Consider the following 25954-nt stretch of genomic DNA (forward strand, 5'->3'; position numbering starts at 1 on the left):
AAGCAGTGCGCAAAGTATTATGATAAAATCCGCCCCCCTGCGGGGCCAAATGAACCCGTAAAGGAAGAGTATGAACATTATTGAAGCTGCTGTAGCTACCCCGGACGCTCGCGTCGCCATCACCATTGCGCGTTTCAACAACTTCATCAACGACAGCCTGCTGGAAGGTGCGATTGACGCCCTGAAACGTATCGGCCAGGTTAAAGATGACAACATTACCGTTGTTTGGGTTCCAGGCGCTTATGAACTGCCACTGGCGGCGGGCGCGCTGGCGAAAACCGGTAAATACGACGCGGTGATTGCGCTGGGTACTGTTATTCGTGGCGGCACTGCGCACTTCGAATACGTTGCGGGCGGTGCAAGCAACGGTCTGGCACACGTTGCGCAGGATGCTGAAATTCCTGTGGCGTTCGGCGTGCTGACCACCGAAAGTATTGAACAAGCCATCGAACGTGCTGGCACCAAAGCCGGTAACAAAGGTGCAGAAGCTGCACTGACCGCGCTTGAAATGATCAATGTATTGAAAGCCATCAAGGCCTGATTTTTTTGTAAGGGGAATTCCGTGAAACCTGCTGCTCGTCGCCGCGCCCGTGAATGTGCCGTCCAGGCACTTTACTCCTGGCAGTTGTCCCAGAACGACATCGCTGATGTTGAATACCAGTTCCTGTCAGAACAGGACGTGAAAGACGTTGACGTTCTGTACTTCCGTGAACTGCTGTCGGGAGTGGCGACTAATAGCGCGTATCTCGATGGCCTGATGAAGCCATACCTGTCCCGTCTGCTCGAAGAGCTGGGCCAGGTGGAAAAAGCAGTGTTGCGTATCGCGCTGTTTGAGCTGTCTAAACGTGATGATGTCCCGTACAAAGTGGCCATCAACGAAGCGATCGAACTGGCGAAAACCTTCGGCGCTGAAGACAGCCACAAGTTTGTTAACGGCGTACTTGATAAAGCAGCACCTGCGATCCGTCCCCACAAAAAGTGATCCGCAAACCGGAGTCCTGCATTGCCTGACGGGCAGTGCGGCTCCGGTTTTTTCTTTTATTTGCTGAGGCATAACGTATGGCATGCGGCGAATTCTCCCTGATTGCCCGTTATTTCGACCGTGTCAGAACCTCTCGTCTTGATGTTGAAACCGGCATTGGCGATGACTGTGCACTTCTCAATATTCCTGAAAAGCAGACGCTGGCAATCAGCACCGACACCCTGGTGTGCGGACGTCATTTCTTGCCCGATATCGATCCTGCCGATCTGGCGTATAAAGCCCTGGCGGTGAACGTCAGCGATCTGGCGGCGATGGGAGCCGATCCCGCGTGGCTGACGCTGGCTCTGACGCTACCAGAGGTGGATGAAGCCTGGCTGGAAGCCTTTAGCGACGCGCTGTTTGAGCAGTTGAACTACTACGATATGCAACTGATTGGCGGCGATACGACTGCCGGGCCGCTGTCTATGACGCTGGCGATCCACGGCTATGTGCCGCTCGGTCGCGCGCTGAAGCGCTCGGGCGCTAAACCGGGCGACTGGATCTATGTGACCGGTACGCCGGGAGACAGCGCGGCAGGGCTGGCGATCCTTCAGGATCGCTTAACCGTGAAGGACGCTGACGATGCGGCATATCTGGTGAAACGCCACCTTCGCCCAACGCCGCGCATTCTGCACGGTCAGGCACTGCGCGAGCGGGCCAGCTCGGCTATCGATCTCTCTGACGGGCTGATCTCGGACCTCGGGCATATCCTGAAGGCCAGCGGCGTGGGCGCGCGCGTTGACCTGGATCTTTTCCCGCTGTCTGAGCAACTGCTTCGCCATGTAGAGCCTGAGCAGGCGCTGCGCTGGGCGCTATCCGGCGGCGAGGATTACGAGCTGTGCTTCACCGTTCCTGAGCTGAACCGTGGAACGCTGGACGTGGCGTTAGCGCATCTCGGCGCGAAATTTACCTGTATCGGTCAGATCATGCCAGAGAGTGAAGGGCTGAAGTTTGTGAAAGACGGTGCGCCCGTTACGCTGGACTGGAAAGGGTACGATCACTTCGCGTGAGTTTGTGCCTTTGTATTGCCGGGTGGCGGCTACGCCTTACCCGGCCTACGGATTAGAGGGTTAGGGTGAGGGCTTATTTAAACCCCACCACCGGATGCTGCTGATACGGCGTTTCCAGCTCGGCAACCTGCTCCGGCGTAAGCGTGATATCAACCGCATTCAGCAGCTCATCCAGCTGTTCTTCCCGCGATGTGCCGATAATCGGTGCCGCAACCCCGCGCTTGCCCAACAGCCAAGCCAGCGCCACCTGCGCGCGGGTGGCGCCGGTATCATCGGCAATTCCGGCTAACCGTTCGGCAATCAACGCATCGCTGGCTTCGGTACCGGAATAAAGATTTTTTCCCACTTCATCCGATACCAGACGAGCCGTGGTTTCTCCCCACGGGCGGGTTAATCGACCGCGCGCCAGCGGGCTCCACGGGATCACCGCCACGCCTTCCCGATGGCACAGCGGCAGCATCTCGCGTTCTTCTTCCCGGTAGATCAGGTTGTAGTGATCCTGCATGGTGACAAAGCGCGCCCATCCGTGCTGCGCCTGGAGATCCAGCGCCTGAGCAAACTGCGACGCGTGCATAGACGATGCGCCGATATAGCGTACCTTACCGGCTTTCACCACGTCGTTGAGCGCCTCAAGCGTCTCCTCGATCGGCGTGTTGTAATCCCAGCGGTGTATTTGCAGCAGGTCGACGTACTCCATGTTCAGGCGTCTGAGGCTGTCATCAATGGAGCGCAGGATCTGCGCGCGAGACAGGCCCTCAGCCAGGTCGCCCACTGGATAGTAGACCTTGGTGGCAACGACGATGTCATCCCGGCGGGCAAAATCGCGCAGGGCGCGGCCGACAATCTCCTCGCTGCTGCCGTCGGAGTAGCTGTTGGCGGTGTCAAAGAAGTTAATGCCGCCCTCGATGGCGCGTTTGATTATCGGGCGGCTGCTCTCTTCCGGCAGCGTCCAGGCGTGATTTCCCCGATCCGGCTCGCCAAAGGTCATGCAGCCCAGGCAAAGCCGGGAAACGCTAAGGTCGGTTTTTCCTAATGTTGTGTATTGCACGGTCCGCTCCTGCTGTTTTAAACATGAGGTTTAAGCATAGCAGGAGCAGAAAAGGGGGAGGGGTTATGCCAGCCAGCTGCGGATTTTGGCTTCGATACCGGCAGCGTCCAGGCCAATCGCCGCGCGCGCTTCGTCCTGGGTACCTTGCGGAATGAAGTAGTCCGGCAGGCCGAGGTTTAGCACAGGAACGGCCTTACGGTTTGCCATCAGCACCTCATTCACGCCGCTGCCCGCGCCGCCCATAATGGCGTTTTCTTCCAGCGTAACCAGCACGTCGTGCGTCTCAGCCATATTCAGGATCAGGGACTCATCCAGCGGCTTCACAAAGCGCATGTCCACCAGGGTAGCGTTCAGCGTTTCAGCCGCTTTCGCCGCCTCCGGCATCAGCGTGCCGAAGTTCAGGATCGCCACTTTCTCACCGCGACGCTTCACCAGACCTTTACCGATCGGCAGTTTTTCCAGCGGCAGCAGCTCGACGCCCACTGCATTGCCGCGCGGGTAGCGAACCGCGCTTGGGCCATCCTGATAGTGGTAGCCGGTAAACAGCATCTGACGACATTCGTTCTCGTCGCTTGGCGTCATGACAACCATATCCGGGATACAGCGCAGGAAGGAGAGATCGAACGCGCCCTGGTGCGTCTGGCCATCGGCACCGACGATGCCCGCGCGGTCGATAGCAAACAGCACCGGCAGCTTCTGGATGGCCACGTCGTGGATAACCTGATCGTAGGCGCGCTGCAGGAAGGTGGAATAGATAGCGACAACCGGCTTGTAGCCGCCAATCGCCAGGCCAGCTGCAAACGTCACCGCATGCTGCTCGGCAATAGCAACGTCGAAATACTGGTCAGGGTATTTTCTGGAGAACTCCACCATGCCGGAGCCTTCACGCATGGCCGGAGTGATCGCCATCAGCTTGTTGTCTTTCGCTGCGGTTTCGCACAGCCAGTCGCCGAAAATTTTGGAATAGCTCGGCATGCCGCCGCTGCTTTTTGGCAGACAGCCGCTGGACGGATCGAATTTCGGCACCGCGTGGAAGGTGATCGGATCTTTTTCCGCCGGCTCGTAGCCACGCCCTTTTTTGGTCATGATGTGCAGGAACTGCGGGCCTTTCAGGTCGCGCATGTTCTTGAGCGTGGTCACCAGACCCAGCACGTCATGGCCGTCAACCGGGCCAATATAGTTAAAGCCAAGCTCTTCAAACAGGGTGCCCGGTACGACCATACCTTTGATGTGTTCTTCGGTACGCTTGAGCAGCTCTTTAATCGGCGGTACGCCGGAGAAAACTTTTTTGCCGCCTTCGCGCAGCGAGGAGTAGAGCTTGCCTGAAAGCAGTTGCGCAAGATGGTTGTTCAGCGCGCCGACGTTTTCGGAGATCGACATTTCGTTATCGTTAAGGATAACCAGCATGTCCGGCTTGATGTCGCCCGCGTGGTTCATGGCCTCGAAGGCCATCCCGGCGGTAATGGCACCGTCGCCAATCACGCAGACGGTGCGGCGTTGCTTGTTCTCTTTTTCGGCGGCAACGGCAATACCGATGCCCGCAGAAATGGAGGTCGAGGAGTGGCCGACGCTCAGTACGTCATACTCGCTCTCTCCGCGCCACGGGAAGGGGTGCAGGCCGCCTTTCTGGCGAATAGTGCCAATTTTATCGCGACGTCCGGTCAGAATTTTGTGCGGATAGGCCTGGTGGCCCACGTCCCAGATAAGCTGATCGAACGGCGTGTTATAGACGTAGTGCAGCGCCACGGTCAGCTCTACCGTGCCAAGCCCGGAGGCGAAATGGCCGCTGGAGCGGCTTACGCTGTCGAGCAGGTAGCGACGCAGCTCGTCGCACAGCTTCGGCAGGCTCTCTTTCGGCAACAGACGTAACTCCTGGGTGGAGTCAACTAACGCCAGTGTCGGGTATTTGGCAATATCAAAACTCATCAAAGGCTCATCGAGATATATAGTTTATTTATTACGCTGGATTATATAGTCCGCTAGCGCTTCCAGTGCCGAGGTATCCAGCGATTGCGCGGCCAGCTCATTCAGCGACCGGCGGGCATCGTCAATCAGATCCCGGGCTTTACGTTGGGCTTGCTCAAGTCCCAGCAGGGCGGGGTAGGTACTTTTGCCAAGCTGCTGGTCGGCACCCTGACGTTTACCCAATGTTGCAGTATCGCCCACCACATCCAGAATGTCATCCTGAACCTGGAATGCCAGACCGATACTTTCTGCGTATCTGTCCAGAATCGGCAGGGCTTTGCGCCCTTGCTCACCCGCGCTCAGCGCGCCCAGGCGAACGGCGGAACGAATAAGCGCGCCCGTCTTATGGCGGTGAATACGCTCCAGCTGTTCCAGATTAACCTGACGTCCTTCCGCTTCAAGATCCAGCGCCTGACCGCCGCACATGCCGGCCACACCGCTGGCCATCGCCAGTTCGGAGATCATCGCCAGGCGGTCGCGGTCGCTCACTTCTGCCATCGGCGCGTCGCTCAGTATGGAGAATGCCAGCGTTTGCAGGGCATCACCCGCCAGAATGGCATTCGCCTCGCCAAACTTAATGTGGCAGGTTGGCTGACCCCGACGCAAATCGTCGTCATCCATCGCCGGAAGATCGTCGTGAATCAGCGAGTAGGCGTGGATGCACTCAACGGCGGCTGCCGGGGCGTCCAGCGTGTTATCGCTGATACCGAACATATTGCCGGTGGCGTACACCAGAAACGGGCGCAGGCGCTTTCCACCCAAGAGTGCGCCATAGTGCATGGCTTCAACCAGTGGAGTGTTCTGAAAAGGCTGGGGCGCAATAAATCGGCGCAGGGCGTCGTTGGCGCGCACGACGCGCGCCTGAAGCTCGTTGGCAAAATCCATTTACTCGGCGTCCGGTGTGAAAGGCGTGGTTTTCGCCTCTTCGCTGTCGGAGAGCAGGATCTGCACGCGCTGCTCGGCCTGCTGCAGTTTGACCTGCCCCTGGCGCGCCAGCTGCACGCCGCGCTCGAATTCGTTGAGCGCTTCTTCCAGCGGGAGATCGCCGCTCTCAAGACGGGTAACGATTTGCTCCAGTTCACTCAGCGCAGTTTCGAAACTGGCCGGTGCGTCGTTCTTCTTCGGCATAGTGAATTGACTCTTATATTCTCAGCCCCGACATGGTAACGGACTCAGGGCAATTATCAAATAACGCGCAATGTGCACAGGAGCGGCGCGATGGTGGTATACTTGCGCGCCTGGATGCAGCCACGGGTGTGGGCTGCTGTACTCTTTTCCATTACAAGCCTTAATACGCTTGCCTAAGAAACATTGCCGCCATGAAGTTTATCATTAAATTGTTCCCTGAAATCACCATCAAAAGCCAATCTGTGCGTTTGCGCTTTATTAAAATTCTCACCGGGAACATTCGTAACGTATTAAAGCACTACGACGAAACCCTCGCCGTGGTGCGCCATTGGGACCACGTTGAAGTGCGCGCCAAAGACGAAAACAAACGTCAGGATATTCGCGACGCGCTGACCCGTATTCCGGGGATCCACCATATCCTGGAAGTGGAAGATGTTCCGTTCAGCGATATGCACGACATCTTCGAGAAAGCGCTGGTCCAGTACCGCGATCAGATCGAAGGCAAAACCTTCTGCGTGCGCGTGAAGCGTCGCGGCAAGCACGAATTCAGCTCCATTGAAGTGGAACGTTATGTCGGCGGCGGTTTAAACCAGCACGTTGAAACGGCGCGCGTACGTCTGACCAACCCGGACGTGACCGTGAACCTGGAGATCGAAAACGATCGCCTGCTACTGGTGAAAGGGCGCTATGAAGGTATCGGCGGCTTCCCGATTGGCACCCAGGAAGACGTATTGTCCCTGATCTCCGGCGGCTTCGACTCCGGCGTCTCCAGCTATATGCTGATGCGTCGCGGCTGCCGCGTGCACTATTGCTTCTTCAACCTGGGCGGCGCGGCGCACGAAATTGGCGTTCGTCAGGTGGCGCATTACCTGTGGAACCGCTTCGGCAGCTCCCACCGCGTGCGTTTTGTGGCGATCAACTTCGAACCTGTGGTCGGTGAAATCCTTGAGAAAGTGGACGACGGCCAGATGGGCGTGGTGCTGAAGCGCATGATGGTGCGTGCGGCGTCCAAAGTGGCGGAACGCTACGGCGTGCAGGCGCTGGTCACCGGCGAAGCGCTGGGTCAGGTCTCCAGCCAGACGCTGACCAACCTGCGTCTGATCGACAACGTGTCTGATACGCTGATCCTGCGTCCGCTGATCTCCCACGATAAAGAGCACATCATCGACCTGGCGCGCGAAATCGGCACCGAAGATTTTGCCCGTACCATGCCGGAATACTGCGGCGTGATTTCAAAAAGCCCGACGGTGAAAGCGGTGAAGGCGAAGATCGAAGCGGAAGAAGAGAATTTCGACTTCAGCATTCTGGAAAAAGTGGTGGCGGAAGCGTCCAACATTGATATCCGCGAGATTGCCCAGCAGACCGAGCAGGAAGTGGTTGAAGTTGAAACCGTGAGCGGTTTCGGCGCTAACGATGCGATTCTGGATATCCGCTCCATTGACGAGCAGGATGACAAGCCGCTGCAGGTGGAAGGGGTGGAGGTGGTTTCGCTGCCGTTCTACAAGCTGAGCACCAAATTTGGCGACCTCGATCAGAGCAAAACGTATCTGCTGTGGTGTGAGCGTGGGGTGATGAGCCGCCTGCAGGCGCTGTATCTGCGCGAGCAGGGCTTTGCGAATGTGAAGGTGTATCGCCCGTAGTGTTTTGTCGGGGAGTGCGGCCTGTTGCCCTCACCCCGACCCTCTCCCACGGGGAGAGGGAGAACACCTATTCGTAATAATTATAAATTCCCGCCGGCATCACCAGCGATGACGCCACTTCGTAGGCCTTCTCGCGTCCGACCAGCAGGTCAATAATCTTTAAGCCAAAATCAATTGCGGTGCCGGGCCCCTGGCTGGTCAGCAGGTTGACGCGCGGGTCCCAGACGACGCGTTTATCCACCCAATGCTCTTCCGGGATGGTGTCCTTCAGCCCCGGGAAGCCGGTCATGTTGCCGATGGGGAAAATGTCGTGCGGAATAAGCACCGTTCCTGCGGCAGCGCAGATTGCCGCGACAATGCGGCCGGATTGATGAAACTGACGCACGGTCTCGACCAGCAGCGGGCTGTCGCGAAAACATTCCGCGCCCTTGAGCCCACCGGGCAGCACGATGATGTCGTAATCGCCATCAGCAACCTGAACAAGCGGTGCATCTGCCAGAATTTTCACCCCTCGGGAACAGGTGATCGCCAGGCTGCCGTCGCTGGCAACGCTGGCGGTGGTGACCTTAATGCCGCCACGTACCATTAAATCAATGGTGGTGACCGCTTCCATCTCTTCGCTACCAGGGGCGAGGCAGATCAGTGCTGACGCGCTCATATTCACTCTCCTTACGTTTAACCAGGTCATACAGACGGGCGTTTTCCGGCACGGCGATGCCGTGCGCGCGGGCGCGCTTTAGCAGATATCCCGTGATGTAGTCGATTTCCGTGTGGCGTAATGCCCGAATGTCCTGCAGCATTGAGGAGATGTTCTCAGCCGTACTCTCAATCACCTGCTCGACGTAACAGCGCAAATCCTCTGCTGAGGTGTGCAGGCCTTCTCGCTCAATTACCGACGCGACTTCCGCACACAGGGACGCCACCTCCTTCGGATGGTTTTTCAGCTCACCGTTCGGGCAATTCCACAGCGCCGTCAGCGGGTTGATCACGCAGTTTACCGCAAGCTTACGCCACAGCTGAGGGCGAATGTTGTTATGCCATGCCACGTCCGGCAAAACCTTCTGCAGCACGTCTGCGAGATAGCTGTAGTCGCCATCCTGTGTCCTGGCCGGGCCGATGTGCGTCACGCCGCTGGCGACATGCACGATAATGTTGCCGTCGCGACGCGCGGCGTGGGTGGTGGTCGCCATCAGCAGAGGCTGCGGGACGCTTTTCAGCTCATCAAGTGTTCCCATACCGTTATGCAGGAGCAGAATGGGGGACGTGGGGGGGAGCTGCGCGGCCAGCGTCTTTACCGCGTCTGAAACCTGCCACGCCTTGAGCGTCACCAGCAGGAGGTCACTTTGCGCCAGGAAATCAGGATCGTTCGCGGTGAGGGATTCGTTAAAAATGCTTCCGTCTTCACCAATCAGGTTGACACTGCAATAGGGCTGGGGCACGCGCAGCCAGCCCTGAACCTCATGTCCGTGCTTGCGCAGCGCGGTCAGCCACAGCTGACCAAGCGCTCCGCATCCGAGCACCGTAATTTTCATTGTTCCTCCTCACCTGCAACTGCGCCAGGTGTTACAGCTTAATTATACAGCTAAGCTTCTGTTGAGTTATGCCTCGTAGCGGGTATTATGCAACGCAACAAAAGTGAAGGGAGAAGAAAAGATGCCATCTTTCGATATTGTTTCCGAGGTTGATATCCAGGAAGTTCGCAACGGCGTTGAGAACGCAACCCGCGAAGTTGAGTCACGTTTCGATTTTCGTGGCGTTGAGGCGTCGTTTGAGCTGAACGACGCAAATAAGACCATTAAGGTGCTGAGCGAGTCTGATTTCCAGGTGAATCAGCTGCTCGATATTCTGCGTGCCAAGCTGTTAAAACGCGGCATTGAAGGGACATCTCTGGACGTGCCGGAAGAGTTTGTCCACAGCGGTAAGAACTGGTTTGTGGAAGCCAAACTCAAGCAGGGCATCGAGAGCGCGGTGCAGAAGAAGATCGTTAAGCTCATCAAAGACAGCAAGCTGAAGGTGCAGGCGCAGATCCAGGGCGAAGAAATTCGCGTGACCGGTAAATCCCGCGACGATCTGCAGTCCGTGATGGCGCTGGTACGCGGCGGCGATCTGGGGCAGCCGTTCCAGTTTAAAAACTTCCGCGATTAAGACTGAAAAGCCCGGTTTAACCGGGCTTTTTTTAGACTTTGAGCGCCTGCTCGACCTCAAAGCGGTTGGTCACCTTGCTGTCTATTTTGACATAAGCGCTCCGCTCTTCCGGGACAATGAACACCTCTGTCACGCCTTCTTTTGCTTCCAGACGCTGCTTCAGCGCATCGCTGATTTCTACATCATCCGGGATTTCTACCCGCAGGCTGCTCACATAGCGCGGCTCTTTCATGGTGCTGGCGACCAGCAGCCAGACTGTCGCCAGCAGCGCGCCCGCGAGAAACACGGTTTGTGAATCAAACAGGCCGTCGACCCAGCCACCGAGCGAGCCGCCGATCGCCACGCCGAGAAACTGGCTGGTGGAGTAGATACCCATCGCCGTGCCTTTGTAACCTGCAGGAGACTCCTTGCTGATAAGCGACGGCAGCAGCGCTTCCATCAGGTTAAACGCCAGGAAGAACAGCTGTACGCCAGCAACCAGCTCCCAGAAGTGCGGGCCGGATCCCCAGAGCACGATCTCGGCGATCAGCAGCAGCGCCACGCAGCCCACGAAGACGCGCTTCATTTTGCGCTTCACTTCGGCATAGATGATGAATGGCACGACGGAGACAAAAGATATCAGCATCGTGACCAGATAGATTTTCCAGTGCTCTGCGGCCGGGAAACCCGCTGCGGCAAGCTGGCCGGGCAGGGCAACAAAGGTCGACATCAGCAGAATGTGCAGGCACATAATGCCGAAATTCAGCTTGAGCAGGCGTGGCTCAACGAGCACTTTGCTGAAGCAGCCTTTGACCATGCCTGACTCACGGTTCAGAACGTGGTTTTTACTGTCCGGCACGACCCACAGAGTTAAGGCAATGCCGATGGTCGCCAGCACGGCAATCATCCAGAACAGAGCGTGCAGGCCGAGCGTATGAGTGATAATCGGACCGAGCACCATCGCAATCGCGAAGGTGACGCCAAAGCTCACGCCGATAAACGCCATCGCCTTCGTGCGGTTCTGTTCGCGTGTAAGGTCTGACAGCAGCGCCATAACGGCGGCGGCAATCGCGCCGGAGCCCTGGAGGGCGCGACCAAGAATAATCCCCCAGATGGAGTGGGAGAGGGCGGCAATGACGCTACCGAGAACAAAAATAAGCAGACCGCCGACAATCAGCGGCTTTCGACCCACCCGATCGGAGAGCAGACCAAACGGGATTTGAAATATCGCCTGCGCAAGACCGTAAATACCAATTGCCAGGCCAATCAGCGCCTCGCTGGCCCCCTGCAGCGCCATGCCGTACGTGGTCAGAACAGGCAGGACCATAAACATGCCGAGCATCCGTAGCGAGAAGACAGTCCCTAAGCCCCAGGTCGCGCGTAGCTCGCCTGGCGTCATTTTATAATCGTTCATTACCACCTCAGTTCAAAAGCAGGCCATAGTGTAGTGCGGGGAAGGGGCGGGGTAAATAAAGGGTTATTTAACAAATATTACATGCGTTATTAATGGATTTGATGAATAAAAAAGGGTGCCGAAGCACCCTTTTATTCACCTGCGAGTCTTACCAGACGTAAGTCAGCAGGTTATGTGAATCCGGCACCATAAAGTCTACGGACATCATCACGGACAGTGAAGTGATAGCAACGATAGAGAACACAAACAGCTTGCGCGCCCAGACTTTGTCATCTTCCACTTTGTATCCGCGCAGGGCCATACCGAGCCACCAGACGCTCACCGCAGCCGCTACCGCCAGATATTTATACCCGGCGTAGCCACCCAGAGAGAGCATCAGCGTTGCCACGGCAAAAGCGATGATGTAGAGCGTGATGTGGTTCTTGGCAACCGAAATGCCCTTCACGACCGGCAGAACCGGGATGTTCGCTGCCTGATAATCCTTAAAGCGGAAAATCGCGATGGCATAGGAGTGCGGCATCTGCCAAAGGCTAAAGATAGCCAGCAGGATCAGCGCACCGCTGTCGAACTCGTTCGTGACCGCGCAGTAGCCAATCACCGGCGGCGCAGCGCCGGAGAGAGAACCAATCAGCGTGCCGTAGACGGAGTGACGTTTCATATACAGGCTGTAGACGCCTACATACACCACGAACCCCATCACCCCCAGCCAGCAGGCCAGCGGGTTAGCACCAAACCACAGCAGCATAAAGCCAGCAATACCCAGCAAGGTGGCGTACACCAGCGAGACGGAAGGGGCGATCAGGCCTTTAACCAGCACCCGATTTTTGGTCCTTTCCATCTTCTTGTCGATATCCATGTCGATGTAGTTGTTAAATACACAACCGGACGCAACAACCAGTGACACACCGACCAGCGTAGAGATAAAGAGGGCGTAATCAATGCTGCCTTTAGAGGCCAGCAGGAACCCTCCGATCACGGAGATCAGGTTGCCAAAGATGATGCCTGGTTTCGTTACTTGCAGGTATTGCTTAAACATACTCGCCGCTCTTAGTGAACCATCATGTTGTAGTTGAGGTTCCACATAATCCAGATGGAACCGACTACCAGGATAGCGATGATAATCACGGTAAAGATAAAGGCGGTCATATTCCAGCCTTCATCGGACTTGGTGTTCATGTGCAGGAAGCAAACCAGATGCACCAGAATCTGAATCACCGCGGTTACCAGGATTGCTCCCAGGATAACCGGCTTGGACGCAGAACCGCTCATCACCATCCAGAACGGGATCACCGTCAGGATGATCGACAGGATGAAACCTGTCATGTAGGTTTTTACGCTGCCGTGGGAAGCGCCATGATCGTTAGAATGACTCATTACATCGCCCCCATCAGATAGACAACAGAGAACACACAGATCCATACCACGTCCAGGAAGTGCCAGAACAGGCTCAGGCACATGATACGGGTACGGTTAGTGCTGGTCAGGCCGCGGCGGGAGATCTGGAACATCAGTACTGCCATCCAGATCAGACCCGAGGTCACGTGCAGACCGTGGGTACCCACCAGCGCGAAGAACGCGGACAGGAAGCCACTGCGATCCGGGCCGAAGCCTTCCATAATCAGGTGATGGAATTCATAGATTTCCATCCCGATAAAGCCAGCACCAAACAGCCAGGTCAACGCCAGCCAGGAGACAACCTGGCTCTTGTTGTTTTTGTACATGGCGATAGCCGCCATGCCGTAGGTGATGGAGCTGAATAACAGCAGTGCGGTTTCAACCAGAACGAACGGCAGTTCAAAGATGTCCTTGCCGGTCGGGCCGCCCGCTGTGCCGTTCACCAGAACGGCATAGGTCGCGAACAGACAGCAGAACAGAATGCAGTCGCTCATCAGGTAGATCCAGAAACCGAAGACTTTCGTCGGTCCTGTATCGTGGTGCGCATGTTCATGCGCGTGGGCAGTTGAGTGCGCCAGAGTATCAGTTGCCATTTTTCAGCCCCGCTTTAGAAATCTCGTCGAAATGCTGATTTTCCAGCTTTTCAACTTCACGGACTGGTACGTAGTAGTCCACGTCCTCGTCAAAGCTCTTCACAATCCAGCTGATTACGATGCCGGCAAAGCCAACAATCGCCATCCACCAGATGTGCCAGATCATTGCGAAACCAAATACCGTTGCGAAAGCGGCAATCACGATGCCCGCAGCGCTGTTTTTCGGCATATGGATTTCTTCGTAATGCTCAGGTTGCTTGTACGCTTCACCTTTTTCTTTCATTTCCCAGAAGGCATCACGCTCGTGAATGTGCGGCACTACGGCAAAGTTATAGAACGGCGGTGGAGAAGAGGTTGCCCACTCCAGCGTACGGCCACCCCATGGGTCACCGGTCAGGTCGCGGTTCAGGTTACGGTCGCGGATGGACACGTAGTACTGAATCAGCTGGCACAGAATACCGCATGCAATCAGCGCTGCACCGCCCGCTGCAACCATCAGCATTGGGTGGAACTGCGGATCGATCTGCTGGCTCAGACGACGGGTCATACCCATGAAGCCCAGCACGTACAGCGGCATAAACGCCACGAAGAAGCCAATGATCCAGAACCAGAACGCGCGTTTACCCCATTTTTCGTTCAGCGTGAAGCCGAACGCTTTTGGCCACCAGTAGGTTACGCCAGCGAAGCAGCCGAAGACCACGCCGCCGATGATAACGTTATGGAAGTGCGCAATCAGGAACAGACTGTTGTGCAGAACGAAGTCAGCGCCCGGTACCGCCAGCAGTACGCCGGTCATCCCACCTACGGAGAAGGTAACGATGAAGCCGATGGTCCACAGCATTGCTGAGTGGAACACGATACGGCCCTGGTACATGGTGAACAGCCAGTTGAAGATCTTCACCCCGGTAGGGATGGCGATAATCATGGTGGTGATACCGAAGAAGGCGTTTACGTTCGCGCCCGCACCCATGGTGAAGAAGTGGTGCAGCCAAACGATGAACGACAGAACGGTAATACACACGGTTGCCCACACCAGAGAGGTGTAACCAAACAGGCGTTTACGCGAGAAGGTTGCCGCGATTTCGGAGAACACACCGAAGACAGGCAGAACCAGGATGTACACTTCCGGGTGACCCCAGGCCCAAATCAGGTTGATGTACATCATCATGTTGCCACCCATATCATTCGTGAAGAAATGGGTGCCCAGATAGCGGTCCAGGGTCAGCAGCGCGATGGTGACGGTCAGAATTGGGAACGATGCGATAATCAGTACGTTGGCGCACAGAGATGCCCAGGTAAATACCGGCATCTTGAACATCGTCATACCAGGAGCACGCATCTTCAGGATGGTCACGAAGAAGTTGATACCGGTCAGGGTCGTACCGACACCGGAGAGCTGAAGCGCCCAAATCCAGTAGTCAACACCGACACCCGGACTGTACTCAATTCCCGACAGCGGCGGGTACGCCAGCCAGCCGGTCTGCGCGAATTCGCCCACACCCAGTGACAGGTTAACCAGGATAACGCCGACAACGGTGAACCAGAAGCTCAGGTTGTTCAGGAACGGGAACGCCACGTCGCGCGCACCAATTTGCAGCGGAACGACGACGTTCATCAGACCGATTACCAGCGGCATCGCCACGAAGAAGATCATGATAACGCCGTGAGCGGTAAAGATCTGATCGTAGTGGTGCGGCGGCAGGAAGCCGGCTTCGCCCGCAGATGCGAGTGCCTGCTGGCTACGCATCATGATCGCATCCGCAAAGCCACGAATTAACATGACGATACCGACGATGCAGTACATGATACCGAGTTTTTTGTGGTCAACCGAAGTCAGCCACTCATTCCACAGGTAGCTCCACTTACCGAAGTAAGTGATCAGGCCAACTAAGGCCGCGCCACCAATGATAATTGCAGCCACCGTAACCATGATAATCGGTTCATGGTAGGGCACTGCATCCAGTGTCAATTTTCCGAACATTTTCTTCCTCGGCCCCTTAGTGAGCGGTTTCCGCGTGGCTCATGTCCATGCCTTCCATACCTTCATGCGCGCTGTGCTCGCCTTCTGGCTGGGTCATGTCCATGCTCTTGCCGTGATCCATAAATTTGCCAATAACGTCTTTGAACAAATCAGGTTTCACGTTAGAGAAGTACTCCACCTTGTTGTATTCGCTAGGTGCAGCCACTTTTTCGAACGCCGCCATGTCAGACATGGTGTTTGGAGACTGCTTCGCTTTTTCAACCCACTGGTCGAAAGCGGCACGGTCCGGCGTCGCAATAGCTTTGAACTTCATACCTGAGAAGCCCGGGCCGCTATAGCTGGCGGAGATACCATCGTAGGTGCCTGCTTCATTCGCGATCAGATGCAGGTTCGTCTGCATACCGGCCATCGCGTAAATCTGGCTACCCAGACGCGGGATGAAGAAGGAGTTCATTACGGAGTTGGAGGTCACTTTGAACTGAACCGGAGTGTTCGCCGGGAAGGCGATTTCATTCACGGTAGCAATGCCCTGCTCTGGATAGATGAAGAACCATTTCCAGTCCATGGAGACCACTTCAATGGTAATAGGTTTTTCATCGTGAACCAGCGGCTTGCTTGGCTCAAGTGCGTGAGTGGTTTTCCAGGTCAGTACGGCAAGGAACAGGATGATCAGAATAGGCACCGTCCAGACCACAGCTTCCACTTTATTGGAGTGTGACCAGTTCGGGCTATACTTCGCATCTTTATTGCTCGCACGATACTTCCAGGCGAAACCAACAGCCATCAAAATGGCAGGAATAACCACAATCAACATCAGGCCAAAAGCCGTCAATATCAGTGAACGTTGTTCCAGTCCAATCTGTCCTTTGGGGTCTAGTAGTGCAGAATCGCAGCCACTGAGTAATACAGTACCTGCGAATAATGACAACCATCCCAAACTTTTATTGTATTTCCTGAGTCTCATTTAACGACCTCAATTCCACGGGAGTCTGGTGGCGTTTAAAGTGTGCGGGCATTTTACGGGAAGGTTACATTACTGTAAACATCATTAGGCCTGTGTCAGGAAGGTGTTACCGGGTTCTGCCGCACGTGTCACAAGTGTTGCAGATTATGTCGGTTTTATGACCGAAGCCGCATGAGATGGGCTTTATAACGAAAGGACCCCCAAGCATACCCTAAAAGGGGCAATTGGTATAACCATTGTTAAAAATAAACAAAAAATTAACAATTAATTATCAATAAAAAGACATCTAAAAAACGAAAAATCAAACTTTCCAATGCTGAATCGTTTAATGAAAAATAGTAATTTGGAACTGGCTCCAATAATTTCCAAATCCTATCCCGCACAAAACAACAAATATTTTTTTAGCGGCTGATGGCTATTTCGCCGTTATAATTTCGGTTGGTGATTACAACGGGAAATAACCTTTCGCTTTTTCTTCAGGTCATCTGCGTTTTACGCAATGCCATAAAATCGAGCAGACCGCCCGTCAGGATCCCGGCGATGGCCAGCAGGGCTCCGGCGTCCAGCAGAAGGGCTTCGAGGGGTAGCGCCAGAGACGTACTAGCGTTAACAATAAGTACCACAAGCCAGAGCGCCAGCGCGGCGCAGCCCGTCATTAACAGACGTAACGCAAAACGGTAGGCGCGGTGATATTCAGTGCGCGGCATAAAGTGTTCTGTCCGCTGGGTATATTCCAGCGTCTGGCGACACACCAGCAATAATAAAATCCCCGGCACGGCAGCCGCGACCGAGAAGAGATAAAACGTTGGCCAGCCGTGGGCTTCCACAAACCAGCCGGCAATTGGGCCTACGTACACGCGGCCAACGGCCGAGAGCGCCGAGAGCAGAGCGAACTGCGTGGCGGAAAATGACTTGTTGCACAGGGTCATCAGCAGGGCAACAAACGCCGCCGTCCCCATGCCGCCGCAAAGGTTTTCGAAGAACACTGCCGCGGCCATGCTGATCGTATGTTTGTCGGTAATCGACAGCAGCCAGTAGCCGGCGTTAGAGGCCCCCTGAAGAATGCCGAAGATCAGCAGCGCGCGGAAAAGCGTCAGGCGCTGCATCAGCACGCCGCCGTAAAGTGCGCCGACGATGGTCGCAAACAGCCCTAGTGTTTTGTTCACTACCCCCACTTCACCGGCGTCAAAACCGACGCCGCGGATCAGGAAGGTGGTGGTCAGGCTCATGGCAAAGGCATCACCCAGCTTATAAAGGACGATGAGCAGCAGGATCAGCCACGCATTGTTACGGCCAAAGAAGTCGCGCAGCGGTTCGGCCACGGCCTGCTCCAGCGAGCGGGGGACTGGGATGACGTCACTCGGTTCGGGCGCGAACAGCGTCGCGATGATGCAGGGGATAAGCAGGGCGGCCATCAGCCAGTACATGCCCTGCCAGCCGAGGTAACGGTCGGCCAGCCACAGCGCCAGGCCGCCGGAGACCAGCATCCCGAGGCGATAGCCCAGCACGCTGATGGCCGCACCGGCCCCGCGCTCCTCGGCGGGTAAGACGTCCGTCTTCCAGGCGTCAAACACAATATCCTGGGAGGCGGAACAGAAGGCTATCACCACCGCAAGCGCGGCCATCCAGCGAAGCTGTGTGGTCGGTTCAAGGAAGCCCATCGCCGCAATCGCCAGCAGCAGCAGGATCTGCGTCATCACTAACCAGCCGCGTCGACGTCCCAGGAACGGCGGCGTATAGCGATCCATCACTGGCGACCACAGGAACTTAAAGACATAAGCCTGACCGACCAGCGAGAAGAAACCAATGGTTTTGAGATCGATGTTCTCGACCGTCATCCACGCCTGAAGCGTGCCGGAGGTGAGCGCGAGGGGTAAACCGGAGGCAAAGCCGAGGATCAGCAGAATCGCTGATTTCGGTTGCTGGAAAATGCGTAAGTAGTGACTGGACATGGTCTTATGAACTGACCCGGTGAAGCACCGGGTCAGTAAGCAGGATTAACGTGCGTTCTGCTTGATAAAGTCGTGAATGCTGGTGTCCTGCGCCATATCGGCGATGGTATCCGTCAGCACGCTGTTAACGGCGTTAGCAATGTTCTGGTTGGATGCCTGGAACGCGCCTTCAACGGAGTAGCTGGCGCGGTAGTTTTTCGTCATCTTGTTTCCGTTTTTCGCGGTGGCAATGATGGCGATATCCGCTTTGGTCGCGATGTTGTAGCGCACGTTGCCCTGAGACACGTCTGCGTACAGGTTGTTGACGATGATCTGCAGATCAACCGCGCCGCTTGGGCCAATCATGTAGCCGCGAGCGGTCATTTGCTTCTCAAGCACTTCCTGCAGCAGGAAGCGCAGGTCGCGGGACGCGGTCAGCGTCACCTGCTGGTTATCGCGGGTCACTTTTGCCAGAGCCTGGTCCTGACGCTGATCGGCACCGTTAATGCTCACGGTGACGCCCATCAGGCTTGGGTCCTGCTGAGGCAGAGTGATTTTTGGTGAGACATCAATAGTGGTAGGCGGAGTCGCACAGCCTGCCAGCATAAAAAGGGCTACCAACGGAAAGAAGAGTTTTTTTAACATTTTCAGGTTCTCAACGAATCGTAAGCATAAAGAGAGAGAAATTGCCGCCATCATAACATCGACAACGGTCAGGGGAAGTGGTCAACGCATGTAAATTCATCGTCTTGTCTGAAAACTGACCAGCTCACCCTTTTTCTCCTCCCGCGAATGACGAAAGGTATGAGTCTCACAGTGAACTTCATTCGTTTGAATGAGAAAATTAGACGAAAGCTAAATATTTGTTGTCAAGGTGTAATGGAAACGGTAAAAGCGGCTAATATTTAAAGGGATGGGTGACATCTCAGCGTTGTCGGAGGAGTAATTTCATGATGATACGTGAACAGATAGAAGAAAAATTAAGGGCAGCGTTCAACCCTGTGTTCCTCGAAGTCGTCGACGAAAGCTATCGTCATAACGTGCCGGCAGGTTCTGAAAGCCACTTTAAAGTGGTTCTGGTTAGCGATCGCTTCACGGGAGAACGTTTCCTGAACCGACATCGCCTGATCTACAGCACCTTGACGGAAGAACTCTCCACAACCGTGCATGCGCTGGCACTGCATACCTACACCATTAAGGAATGGGAAGGCTTGCAGGATACGGTTTTCGCGTCGCCGCCCTGTCGAGGTGCCGGCACTATCGCCTGATAAATCGGATTTGCAACGGCCGGAGCTTTTCCAGTATGTTGCTTACAGATTTCCTCAAAACGGCCTCCGGGCCGTTTTGTTTTGTCTGAGTTTTGAGCGGATGGTGCGATTTTAAGGCTAAAAATAGCCTTAAAGTGTGAAAAAAGCCGCAGCAACATGCCCCAACCGTTCTCGACTCACCTAAGTGATGCCGCTATAATGCCGCGTCTTAATGAATGTCTTCGGGATGATTCTGGCGACAGGGAATGTGAATCTGCACTAAGAGAGCATCCCGGTATAACAGACAGATTCAGAGTTGACCGAGCACTGTGATTTTTTTGAGGTAACAAGATGCAAGTTTCAGTTGAAACCACTCAAGGCCTTGGCCGCCGTGTAACGATTACTATCGCTGCTGACAGCATCGAAACTGCTGTGAAAAGCGAGCTGGTCAACGTAGCAAAAAAAGTACGTATTGACGGCTTCCGTAAGGGCAAAGTACCAATGAATGTTGTTGCTCAGCGTTATGGCGCTTCCGTGCGTCAGGATGTGCTGGGTGAACTGATGAGCCGCAACTTTATCGACGCGATCATCAAAGAAAAAATCAATCCGGCTGGCGCACCAAACTACGTGCCAGGCGAATACAAACTGGGCGAAGACTTCACCTACTCCGTAGAGTTCGAAGTGTATCCGGAAGTTGAGCTGAAAGGTCTGGAATCTATCGAAGTTGAAAAACCGATTGTTTCCGTAACTGACGAAGACGTTGACGGCATGCTGGACACCCTGCGCAAGCAGCAGGCGAACTGGAAAGAGAAAGAAGGCGCTGTTGACGCGGAAGACCGCGTAACCATCGACTTCACCGGTTCTGTTGATGGCGAAGAGTTCGAAGGCGGAAAAGCGTCTGACTTCGTACTGGCAATGGGCCAGGGTCGTATGATCCCAGGCTTCGAAGACGGTATCAAAGGCCACAAGGCTGGCGAAGAGTTCACCATCGACGTGACCTTCCCGGAAGAATACCACGCTGAAAACCTGAAAGGTAAAGCAGCGAAGTTCGTCATCAACCTGAAAAAAGTGGAAGAGCGCGAACTGCCAGAACTGACTGAAGAGTTCATCAAGCGTTTCGGCGTTGAAGATGGTTCTGTTGCTGGCCTGCGTACCGAAGTGCGTAAAAACATGGAGCGCGAGCTGAACGGCGCTGTGCGTAACCGTGTGAAATCTCAGGCGATTGAAGGTCTGGTAAAAGCGAACGACATCGACGTTCCTGCTGCGCTGATCGACAGCGAAATCGACGTCCTGCGCCGTCAGGCTGCACAGCGTTTCGGTGGCAACCAGCAGCAAGCGATGGAACTGCCGCGCGAGCTGTTTGAAGAGCAAGCGAAACGCCGCGTGGTTGTTGGCCTGCTGCTGGGCGAAGTGATTCGTACCCACGAGCTGAAAGCTGACGAAGAGCGTGTAAAAGGCCTGATCGAAGAGATGGCGTCTGCATACGAAGATCCATCAGAAGTGATCGAGTTCTACGGCAAGAACAAAGAGCTGATGGACAACATGCGCAACGTCGCCCTGGAAGAGCAGGCTGTTGAAGCGGTACTGGCGAAAGCGAAAGTGACCGAAAAAGCGACCTCTTTCAACGAACTGATGAACCAGCAGGCGTAATTTCGCCCTAACGGTTTAAAGTTTGAACAAAAAACCCGTTGCCCTCCGGCGACGGGTTTTTTTTATCGCAGCTTGGGTTCTTGAAGGGTGCTAAAACGCCCTTTCAGTGTTAGCGTTACAACAAAAGATTGTTATGCTTGAAATAGGGCGTGGCGAACCCCATAAGTGTGTAATCACGATGATTGAGACTGGCTGATAATCCGTCCATAAGGTTACAATCAGTACAGCAGGTGTTTTCAATTTTGAACCAGGAGACGGAAATGTCATACAGTGGCGAACGAGATAACTTTGCACCCCATATGGCGCTGGTGCCAATGGTTATTGAACAGACCTCACGTGGTGAGCGTTCTTTCGATATCTATTCCCGTCTGCTCAAGGAACGCGTTATCTTTCTGACCGGCCAGGTAGAAGACCATATGGCTAACCTGATCGTGGCGCAGATGCTGTTCCTGGAAGCGGAAAACCCGGAAAAAGACATTTACCTGTACATCAACTCGCCTGGCGGTGTGATTACGGCGGGCATGTCCATTTATGACACCATGCAGTTCATCAAGCCAGATGTCAGCACTATCTGTATGGGTCAGGCTGCATCCATGGGGGCCTTCCTGTTAACCGCAGGGGCGAAAGGTAAGCGTTTCTGCCTGCCTAACTCCCGCGTGATGATTCACCAGCCGCTGGGTGGTTACCAGGGGCAGGCGACGGATATCGAAATCCACGCCCGCGAAATTCTGAAAGTAAAAGCGCGCATGAATGAACTTATGGCGCAGCATACAGGTCAATCTCTTGAGCAGATCGAGCGCGATACCGAGCGCGATCGCTTCCTCTCTGCTCCAGAGGCAGTTGAGTACGGCTTAGTCGACTCCGTATTGACCCATCGTAATTGATGCCCGCGACGCGAGTGTGCCGCTATACTAAAGTAGGGCGGCACGCTGCTTAATGCAGCTTGCGTCTTAGAATGGCATTTGCGTCGTCATGTGCGGCACAAAGAACTTAAAAAGAGGTTTGGACTCATGACAGATAAACGCAAAGATGGTTCGGGCAAACTGCTGTACTGCTCTTTTTGCGGCAAAAGCCAGCATGAAGTGCGTAAACTGATTGCCGGGCCGTCCGTGTATATCTGCGACGAATGTGTCGATTTATGTAACGACATCATTCGCGAAGAGATTAAAGAAGTTGCGCCGCACCGTGAGCGTAGCGCATTGCCAACGCCGCATGAGATTCGTCATCACCTTGACGACTATGTCATCGGTCAGGAGCAGGCCAAGAAAGTGCTGGCGGTGGCGGTATATAACCACTACAAACGTCTGCGTAACGGCGACACCAGCAATGGTGTGGAACTGGGCAAAAGCAACATTCTGCTGATCGGGCCAACCGGCTCCGGTAAAACGCTGCTGGCGGAAACGCTGGCGCGCCTGCTTGATGTTCCGTTTACCATGGCAGATGCCACCACACTGACCGAAGCTGGTTATGTGGGTGAAGACGTTGAGAACATCATTCAGAAGCTGCTGCAGAAGTGCGATTACGACGTACAAAAAGCCCAGCGCGGGATTGTTTACATTGATGAGATCGACAAGATCTCCCGTAAATCAGACAACCCGTCCATTACCCGTGACGTATCGGGTGAAGGCGTGCAGCAGGCGTTGCTGAAGCTGATCGAAGGTACGGTTGCCGCCGTTCCGCCGCAGGGGGGACGCAAACATCCGCAGCAGGAGTTCCTGCAGGTTGATACTTCCAAGATCCTGTTCATCTGCGGCGGTGCGTTTGCAGGTCTGGATAAAGTGATCTCCCACCGTGTTGAAACCGGCTCCGGCATTGGTTTTGGCGCAACGGTGAAGGCGAAGTCCGAGAAAGCCAACGAAGGCGAATTGCTGTCGCAGGTTGAGCCTGAAGATCTGATCAAATTTGGTCTGATCCCTGAGTTCATTGGCCGTCTGCCGGTTGTGGCAACGCTGAATGAGCTGAGTGAAGAGGCGCTGATTCAGATCCTGAAAGAGCCGAAAAATGCGCTGACCAAGCAGTATCAGGCGCTGTTCAATCTGGAAGGCGTTGACCTGGAATTCCGTGACGAAGCGCTGGACGCAATTGCCAAGAAAGCGATGATCCGTAAAACCGGTGCGCGCGGCCTGCGTTCTATCGTTGAAGCGGCGCTGCTTGACACCATGTACGATCTGCCGTCGATGGAAGATGTTGAAAAAGTGGTTATCGACGAGTCCGTTATCGGTGGCCAATCCAAGCCGCTGCTGATTTACGGTAAACCGGAAGCCCAGCAGGCATCTGGCGAATAATTCACCAAATCATACAAGCAGTTAATCAAAAAGGGGGGATTTTATCTCCCCTTTACTTTTTCCGTGTTCATAGCGTTGAATGTGTGGGAAACATCCCCATATACTGGATACATGTTAATGGTTATGTGAAGCACTGTGACATGACCAGCTTACCTGGCGGACACTAAACTAAGAGAGAGCTCTATGAATCCTGAGCGTTCTGAACGCATTGAAATCCCCGTATTGCCGTTGCGCGATGTGGTGGTTTATCCGCACATGGTCATACCCTTATTTGTAGGGCGGGAAAAATCTATCCGTTGCCTCGAAGCCGCTATGGATCATGATAAAAAAATCATGCTGGTGGCGCAGAAAGAAGCATCAACGGATGAGCCGGGTGTAAACGATCTTTTCACCGTCGGGACCGTGGCCTCTATTTTGCAGATGCTGAAGCTGCCTGACGGCACCGTGAAGGTGCTGGTGGAAGGGCTGCAGCGTGCGCGTATTACCACCCTGTCTGACAATGGCGAACACTTCTCTGCTAAGGCAGAGTACCTTGATTCGCCTCAGCTTGATGAACGCGAGCAGGAAGTGCTCGTGCGCACCGCAATCAGCCAGTTTGAAGGCTATATCAAGCTGAATAAGAAAATTCCACCAGAAGTGCTGACGTCGCTGAACAGCATCGACGATCCTGCGCGTCTGGCGGATACCATCGCTGCGCACATGCCGCTGAAGCTGGCTGACAAACAGTCCGTGCTGGAAATGTCCGACGTTAACGAACGTCTGGAATACCTGATGGCGATGATGGAGTCTGAAATCGATCTGCTGCAGGTTGAGAAGCGCATTCGTAACCGCGTGAAAAAGCAGATGGAGAAGTCTCAGCGTGAGTACTATCTGAATGAGCAAATGAAGGCGATTCAGAAAGAGCTGGGCGAGATGGACGACGCGCCGGATGAAAACGAAGCGCTGAAGCGTAAGATTGACGCGGCGAAGATGCCGAAAGAGGCGAAAGAGAAAGCCGAAGCAGAACTGCAGAAGCTGAAAATGATGTCTCCAATGTCGGCTGAAGCGACAGTCGTGCGCGGCTACATCGAGTGGATGGTTCAGGTTCCGTGGAATGCCCGCAGCAAGGTCAAAAAAGACCTGCGTCAGGCTCAGGAGATCCTGGATACCGACCACTACGGCCTGGAACGCGTCAAAGACCGCATTCTTGAGTACCTCGCGGTACAAAGCCGTGTAAACAAAATTAAAGGCCCAATTCTGTGCCTGGTAGGACCGCCAGGGGTGGGTAAAACCTCTCTGGGTCAGTCCATTGCCAAAGCGACCGGACGTAAATATATCCGTATGGCGCTGGGCGGCGTGCGCGATGAAGCGGAAATCCGCGGTCACCGCCGTACCTACATCGGTTCTATGCCGGGTAAACTGATCCAGAAGATGGCGAAAGTGGGCGTTAAAAACCCGCTGTTCCTGCTCGATGAGATCGACAAGATGTCTTCGGACATGCGTGGCGATCCGGCGTCTGCACTGCTGGAAGTACTTGATCCAGAACAGAACGTGGCGTTCAGCGATCATTACCTGGAAGTGGACTACGACCTGAGCGATGTGATGTTCGTGGCGACCTCCAACTCCATGAACATTCCGGCCCCGCTGCTGGACCGTATGGAAGTGATCCGTCTCTCCGGTTATACCGAAGATGAGAAGCTGAATATCGCTAAGCAGCACCTGCTGCCGAAACAGATTGAGCGTAACGCGCTGAAAGCCAACGAGCTGACCGTCGAGGACAGCGCGATTATTGGCATCATTCGCTACTACACCCGTGAAGCGGGCGTGCGTAGCCTTGAGCGTGAAATCTCTAAACTGTGTCGTAAAGCGGTGAAACAGCTGCTGCTGGATAAGAGCCTGAAGCACATTGTGATTAACGGCGACAATCTGCATGCCTACCTGGGCGTTCAGCGCTTCGACTACGGTCGCGCGGACAACGAAAACCGCGTTGGTCAGGTCACCGGTCTGGCATGGACGGAAGTGGGCGGCGATCTGCTGACCATCGAAACCGCCTGTGTGCCGGGCAAAGGCAAGCTGACCTACACCGGCTCGCTGGGTGAAGTGATGCAGGAATCCATTCAGGCGGCGCTGACCGTGGTGCGAGCGCGTGCGGAGAAACTGGGTATCAATCCGGATTTCTACGAAAAACGCGACATCCATGTGCACGTTCCGGAAGGGGCGACGCCGAAAGATGGCCCAAGCGCGGGTATTGCCATGTGTACGGCGCTGGTCTCCTGTCTGACAGGGAACCCGGTACGTGCCGATGTGGCAATGACCGGTGAAATCACCCTGCGTGGTCAGGTCCTGCCAATCGGTGGGTTAAAAGAAAAACTGCTGGCGGCACACCGCGGTGGGATCAAAACCGTATTGATTCCTTACGAGAATAAACGCGATCTGGAAGAGATTCCGGACAACGTGATTGCCGATCTGCAGATCCATCCTGTTAAGCGAATTGAGGAAGTTCTTACTCTCGCATTGCAGAATGAACCGTCCGGAATGCAGGTTGTAACCGCAAAATAGTGACCTCGCGCAAAGAGCGT

The 25954-nt window shown here is 54.8% G+C and carries 24 protein-coding genes; 10 read left to right on the forward strand and 14 right to left on the reverse strand.

Translation table 11 applies throughout. The features are described from left to right. Positions 1-70: 70 nt before the first annotated feature. The 3 genes from ribE to thiL all read left to right on the forward strand — a co-directional run bounded on the left by ribE (position 71) and on the right by thiL (position 2031). Entirely contained in the window at positions 71-541 is a 471-nt protein-coding gene (gene ribE / locus V1603_RS08255; RefSeq protein WP_006176874.1) for a 6,7-dimethyl-8-ribityllumazine synthase, read from the forward strand. 21 nt (positions 542-562) lie between these two features. Then, positions 563-982, forward strand: a complete 420-nt coding sequence (gene nusB / locus V1603_RS08260; RefSeq protein WP_006809908.1) for a transcription antitermination factor NusB — start codon at positions 563-565, stop codon at positions 980-982. A gap of 77 nt (positions 983-1059) precedes the next feature. After that, positions 1060-2031: a thiamine-phosphate kinase gene (gene thiL, locus V1603_RS08265; RefSeq protein ID WP_116341632.1), complete on the forward strand. Its 972-nt coding sequence runs from the start codon at positions 1060-1062 to the stop codon at positions 2029-2031. Between the two features lie 73 nt (positions 2032-2104). On the opposite strand, the gene V1603_RS08270 is transcribed toward thiL, so the two are convergent. From V1603_RS08270 to xseB, 4 genes are all read right to left on the reverse strand, one after another. Continuing rightward, on the reverse strand, positions 2105-3079 hold the full coding sequence (locus V1603_RS08270; RefSeq protein ID WP_395313755.1) for an aldo/keto reductase: 975 nt from the start codon (positions 3077-3079) through the stop codon (positions 2105-2107). 63 nt (positions 3080-3142) lie between these two features. Further along, a complete protein-coding gene (gene dxs, locus V1603_RS08275) occupies positions 3143-5005 on the reverse strand; it encodes a 1-deoxy-D-xylulose-5-phosphate synthase (protein ID WP_116341627.1) in 1863 nt (620 codons plus the stop codon). Between the two features lie 24 nt (positions 5006-5029). Continuing rightward, the gene (ispA, locus tag V1603_RS08280) at positions 5030-5929 is read right to left on the reverse strand and encodes a (2E,6E)-farnesyl diphosphate synthase (protein ID WP_116341625.1); all 900 of its coding nucleotides are present in this window, start codon (positions 5927-5929) and stop codon (positions 5030-5032) included. Continuing rightward, a complete protein-coding gene (xseB, locus tag V1603_RS08285; protein WP_045909783.1) occupies positions 5930-6172 on the reverse strand; it encodes an exodeoxyribonuclease VII small subunit in 243 nt (80 codons plus the stop codon). Between the two features lie 191 nt (positions 6173-6363). Between xseB and thiI the strand changes: the two genes are divergently transcribed. Beyond that, positions 6364-7812: a tRNA uracil 4-sulfurtransferase ThiI gene (gene thiI / locus V1603_RS08290; RefSeq protein WP_116341623.1), complete on the forward strand. Its 1449-nt coding sequence runs from the start codon at positions 6364-6366 to the stop codon at positions 7810-7812. Positions 7813-7879: 67 nt separating this feature from the next. Here the strand turns inward: thiI and yajL are convergent, their stop codons facing one another. Both yajL and panE read right to left on the reverse strand, forming a co-directional pair. Further along, complete coding sequence (yajL, locus tag V1603_RS08295; protein ID WP_395313756.1) at positions 7880-8470, reverse strand: protein deglycase YajL; 591 nt, start codon at positions 8468-8470, stop codon at positions 7880-7882. Further along, entirely contained in the window at positions 8433-9344 is a 912-nt protein-coding gene (gene panE, locus V1603_RS08300; protein ID WP_302220060.1) for a 2-dehydropantoate 2-reductase, read from the reverse strand. Before panE ends, yajL begins: the two co-directional genes overlap by 38 nt. Before the next feature lie 121 nt (positions 9345-9465). Here panE and V1603_RS08305 point away from each other — a divergent pair, with 121 nt between their 5' ends. Then, positions 9466-9957: a YajQ family cyclic di-GMP-binding protein gene (locus V1603_RS08305; RefSeq protein WP_023334701.1), complete on the forward strand. Its 492-nt coding sequence runs from the start codon at positions 9466-9468 to the stop codon at positions 9955-9957. Positions 9958-9988: 31 nt separating this feature from the next. Here V1603_RS08305 and V1603_RS08310 read toward each other — a convergent pair whose 3' ends face one another. From V1603_RS08310 to V1603_RS08345, 8 genes are all read right to left on the reverse strand, one after another. After that, the gene (locus tag V1603_RS08310) at positions 9989-11350 is read right to left on the reverse strand and encodes an MFS transporter (protein WP_395313757.1); all 1362 of its coding nucleotides are present in this window, start codon (positions 11348-11350) and stop codon (positions 9989-9991) included. Between the two features lie 148 nt (positions 11351-11498). Continuing rightward, positions 11499-12386, reverse strand: a complete 888-nt coding sequence (gene cyoE, locus V1603_RS08315; RefSeq protein WP_061099044.1) for a heme o synthase — start codon at positions 12384-12386, stop codon at positions 11499-11501. 11 nt (positions 12387-12397) lie between these two features. Then, positions 12398-12724 carry a cytochrome o ubiquinol oxidase subunit IV gene (locus V1603_RS08320; RefSeq protein ID WP_006176899.1) on the reverse strand — a complete coding sequence of 109 codons (327 nt, stop codon included), beginning with the start codon at positions 12722-12724 and terminating at the stop codon, positions 12398-12400. Continuing rightward, complete coding sequence (locus V1603_RS08325; RefSeq protein WP_003859057.1) at positions 12724-13338, reverse strand: cytochrome o ubiquinol oxidase subunit III; 615 nt, start codon at positions 13336-13338, stop codon at positions 12724-12726. The genes V1603_RS08320 and V1603_RS08325 overlap by 1 nt, the downstream gene beginning before the upstream one ends. Next, the gene (gene cyoB / locus V1603_RS08330) at positions 13328-15319 is read right to left on the reverse strand and encodes a cytochrome o ubiquinol oxidase subunit I (RefSeq protein WP_116341615.1); all 1992 of its coding nucleotides are present in this window, start codon (positions 15317-15319) and stop codon (positions 13328-13330) included. Before cyoB ends, V1603_RS08325 begins: the two co-directional genes overlap by 11 nt. Before the next feature lie 16 nt (positions 15320-15335). Continuing rightward, positions 15336-16283: a cytochrome o ubiquinol oxidase subunit II gene (gene cyoA, locus V1603_RS08335; protein WP_008503322.1), complete on the reverse strand. Its 948-nt coding sequence runs from the start codon at positions 16281-16283 to the stop codon at positions 15336-15338. A 476-nt stretch (positions 16284-16759) separates the two neighbouring features. After that, positions 16760-18235, reverse strand: a complete 1476-nt coding sequence (gene ampG / locus V1603_RS08340; RefSeq protein ID WP_395313758.1) for a muropeptide MFS transporter AmpG — start codon at positions 18233-18235, stop codon at positions 16760-16762. 45 nt (positions 18236-18280) lie between these two features. Further along, positions 18281-18859, reverse strand: a complete 579-nt coding sequence (locus V1603_RS08345) for a lipoprotein (protein ID WP_023310568.1) — start codon at positions 18857-18859, stop codon at positions 18281-18283. Positions 18860-19164: 305 nt separating this feature from the next. On the opposite strand from V1603_RS08345, the gene bolA reads away from it, so the two are divergent. The 5 genes from bolA (at position 19165) to lon (ending at position 25934) form a co-directional block, all read left to right on the forward strand. Next, positions 19165-19482: a transcriptional regulator BolA gene (gene bolA, locus V1603_RS08350; RefSeq protein WP_003859051.1), complete on the forward strand. Its 318-nt coding sequence runs from the start codon at positions 19165-19167 to the stop codon at positions 19480-19482. A gap of 330 nt (positions 19483-19812) precedes the next feature. Continuing rightward, positions 19813-21111 (forward strand): trigger factor, encoded by a 1299-nt coding sequence (tig, locus tag V1603_RS08355; RefSeq protein ID WP_014882773.1) that lies wholly within the window; start codon positions 19813-19815, stop codon positions 21109-21111. Between the two features lie 260 nt (positions 21112-21371). After that, positions 21372-21995 (forward strand): ATP-dependent Clp endopeptidase proteolytic subunit ClpP, encoded by a 624-nt coding sequence (gene clpP / locus V1603_RS08360; protein ID WP_014069126.1) that lies wholly within the window; start codon positions 21372-21374, stop codon positions 21993-21995. 126 nt (positions 21996-22121) lie between these two features. Next, positions 22122-23396: an ATP-dependent protease ATP-binding subunit ClpX gene (gene clpX / locus V1603_RS08365; protein ID WP_061099041.1), complete on the forward strand. Its 1275-nt coding sequence runs from the start codon at positions 22122-22124 to the stop codon at positions 23394-23396. Positions 23397-23579: 183 nt separating this feature from the next. Then, positions 23580-25934: an endopeptidase La gene (lon, locus tag V1603_RS08370; RefSeq protein WP_061099040.1), complete on the forward strand. Its 2355-nt coding sequence runs from the start codon at positions 23580-23582 to the stop codon at positions 25932-25934. Positions 25935-25954 lie beyond the last annotated feature (20 nt).

The sequence above is a fragment of the Enterobacter sp. ECC-219 genome (assembly GCF_043966805.1).
Taxonomy (GTDB): Bacteria; Pseudomonadota; Gammaproteobacteria; order Enterobacterales; family Enterobacteriaceae; genus Enterobacter; species Enterobacter cloacae_N.

Bases quoted from the DNA above. Each gene is read 5' to 3' on its own strand.
- ribE (WP_006176874.1), top strand. From the start codon at position 71: ATGAACATTATTGAAGCTGCTGTAGCTACCCCGGACGCTCGCGTCGCC.
- thiL (WP_116341632.1), top strand. From the start codon at position 1,060: ATGGCATGCGGCGAATTCTCCCTGATTGCCCGTTATTTCGACCGTGTC.
- dxs (WP_116341627.1), bottom strand. From the start codon at position 5,005: ATGAGTTTTGATATTGCCAAATACCCGACACTGGCGTTAGTTGACTCC.
- ispA (WP_116341625.1), bottom strand. From the start codon at position 5,929: ATGGATTTTGCCAACGAGCTTCAGGCGCGCGTCGTGCGCGCCAACGAC.
- xseB (WP_045909783.1), bottom strand. From the start codon at position 6,172: ATGCCGAAGAAGAACGACGCACCGGCCAGTTTCGAAACTGCGCTGAGT.
- thiI (WP_116341623.1), top strand. From the start codon at position 6,364: ATGAAGTTTATCATTAAATTGTTCCCTGAAATCACCATCAAAAGCCAA.
- yajL (WP_395313756.1), bottom strand. From the start codon at position 8,470: ATGAGCGCGTCAGCACTGATCTGCCTCGCCCCTGGTAGCGAAGAGATG.
- panE (WP_302220060.1), bottom strand. From the start codon at position 9,344: ATGAAAATTACGGTGCTCGGATGCGGAGCGCTTGGTCAGCTGTGGCTG.
- V1603_RS08305 (WP_023334701.1), top strand. From the start codon at position 9,466: ATGCCATCTTTCGATATTGTTTCCGAGGTTGATATCCAGGAAGTTCGC.
- V1603_RS08310 (WP_395313757.1), bottom strand. From the start codon at position 11,350: ATGAACGATTATAAAATGACGCCAGGCGAGCTACGCGCGACCTGGGGC.
- cyoE (WP_061099044.1), bottom strand. From the start codon at position 12,386: ATGTTTAAGCAATACCTGCAAGTAACGAAACCAGGCATCATCTTTGGC.
- V1603_RS08320 (WP_006176899.1), bottom strand. From the start codon at position 12,724: ATGAGTCATTCTAACGATCATGGCGCTTCCCACGGCAGCGTAAAAACC.
- V1603_RS08325 (WP_003859057.1), bottom strand. From the start codon at position 13,338: ATGGCAACTGATACTCTGGCGCACTCAACTGCCCACGCGCATGAACAT.
- cyoB (WP_116341615.1), bottom strand. From the start codon at position 15,319: ATGTTCGGAAAATTGACACTGGATGCAGTGCCCTACCATGAACCGATT.
- cyoA (WP_008503322.1), bottom strand. From the start codon at position 16,283: ATGAGACTCAGGAAATACAATAAAAGTTTGGGATGGTTGTCATTATTC.
- ampG (WP_395313758.1), bottom strand. From the start codon at position 18,235: ATGTCCAGTCACTACTTACGCATTTTCCAGCAACCGAAATCAGCGATT.
- V1603_RS08345 (WP_023310568.1), bottom strand. From the start codon at position 18,859: ATGTTAAAAAAACTCTTCTTTCCGTTGGTAGCCCTTTTTATGCTGGCA.
- bolA (WP_003859051.1), top strand. From the start codon at position 19,165: ATGATGATACGTGAACAGATAGAAGAAAAATTAAGGGCAGCGTTCAAC.
- tig (WP_014882773.1), top strand. From the start codon at position 19,813: ATGCAAGTTTCAGTTGAAACCACTCAAGGCCTTGGCCGCCGTGTAACG.
- clpP (WP_014069126.1), top strand. From the start codon at position 21,372: ATGTCATACAGTGGCGAACGAGATAACTTTGCACCCCATATGGCGCTG.
- clpX (WP_061099041.1), top strand. From the start codon at position 22,122: ATGACAGATAAACGCAAAGATGGTTCGGGCAAACTGCTGTACTGCTCT.
- lon (WP_061099040.1), top strand. From the start codon at position 23,580: ATGAATCCTGAGCGTTCTGAACGCATTGAAATCCCCGTATTGCCGTTG.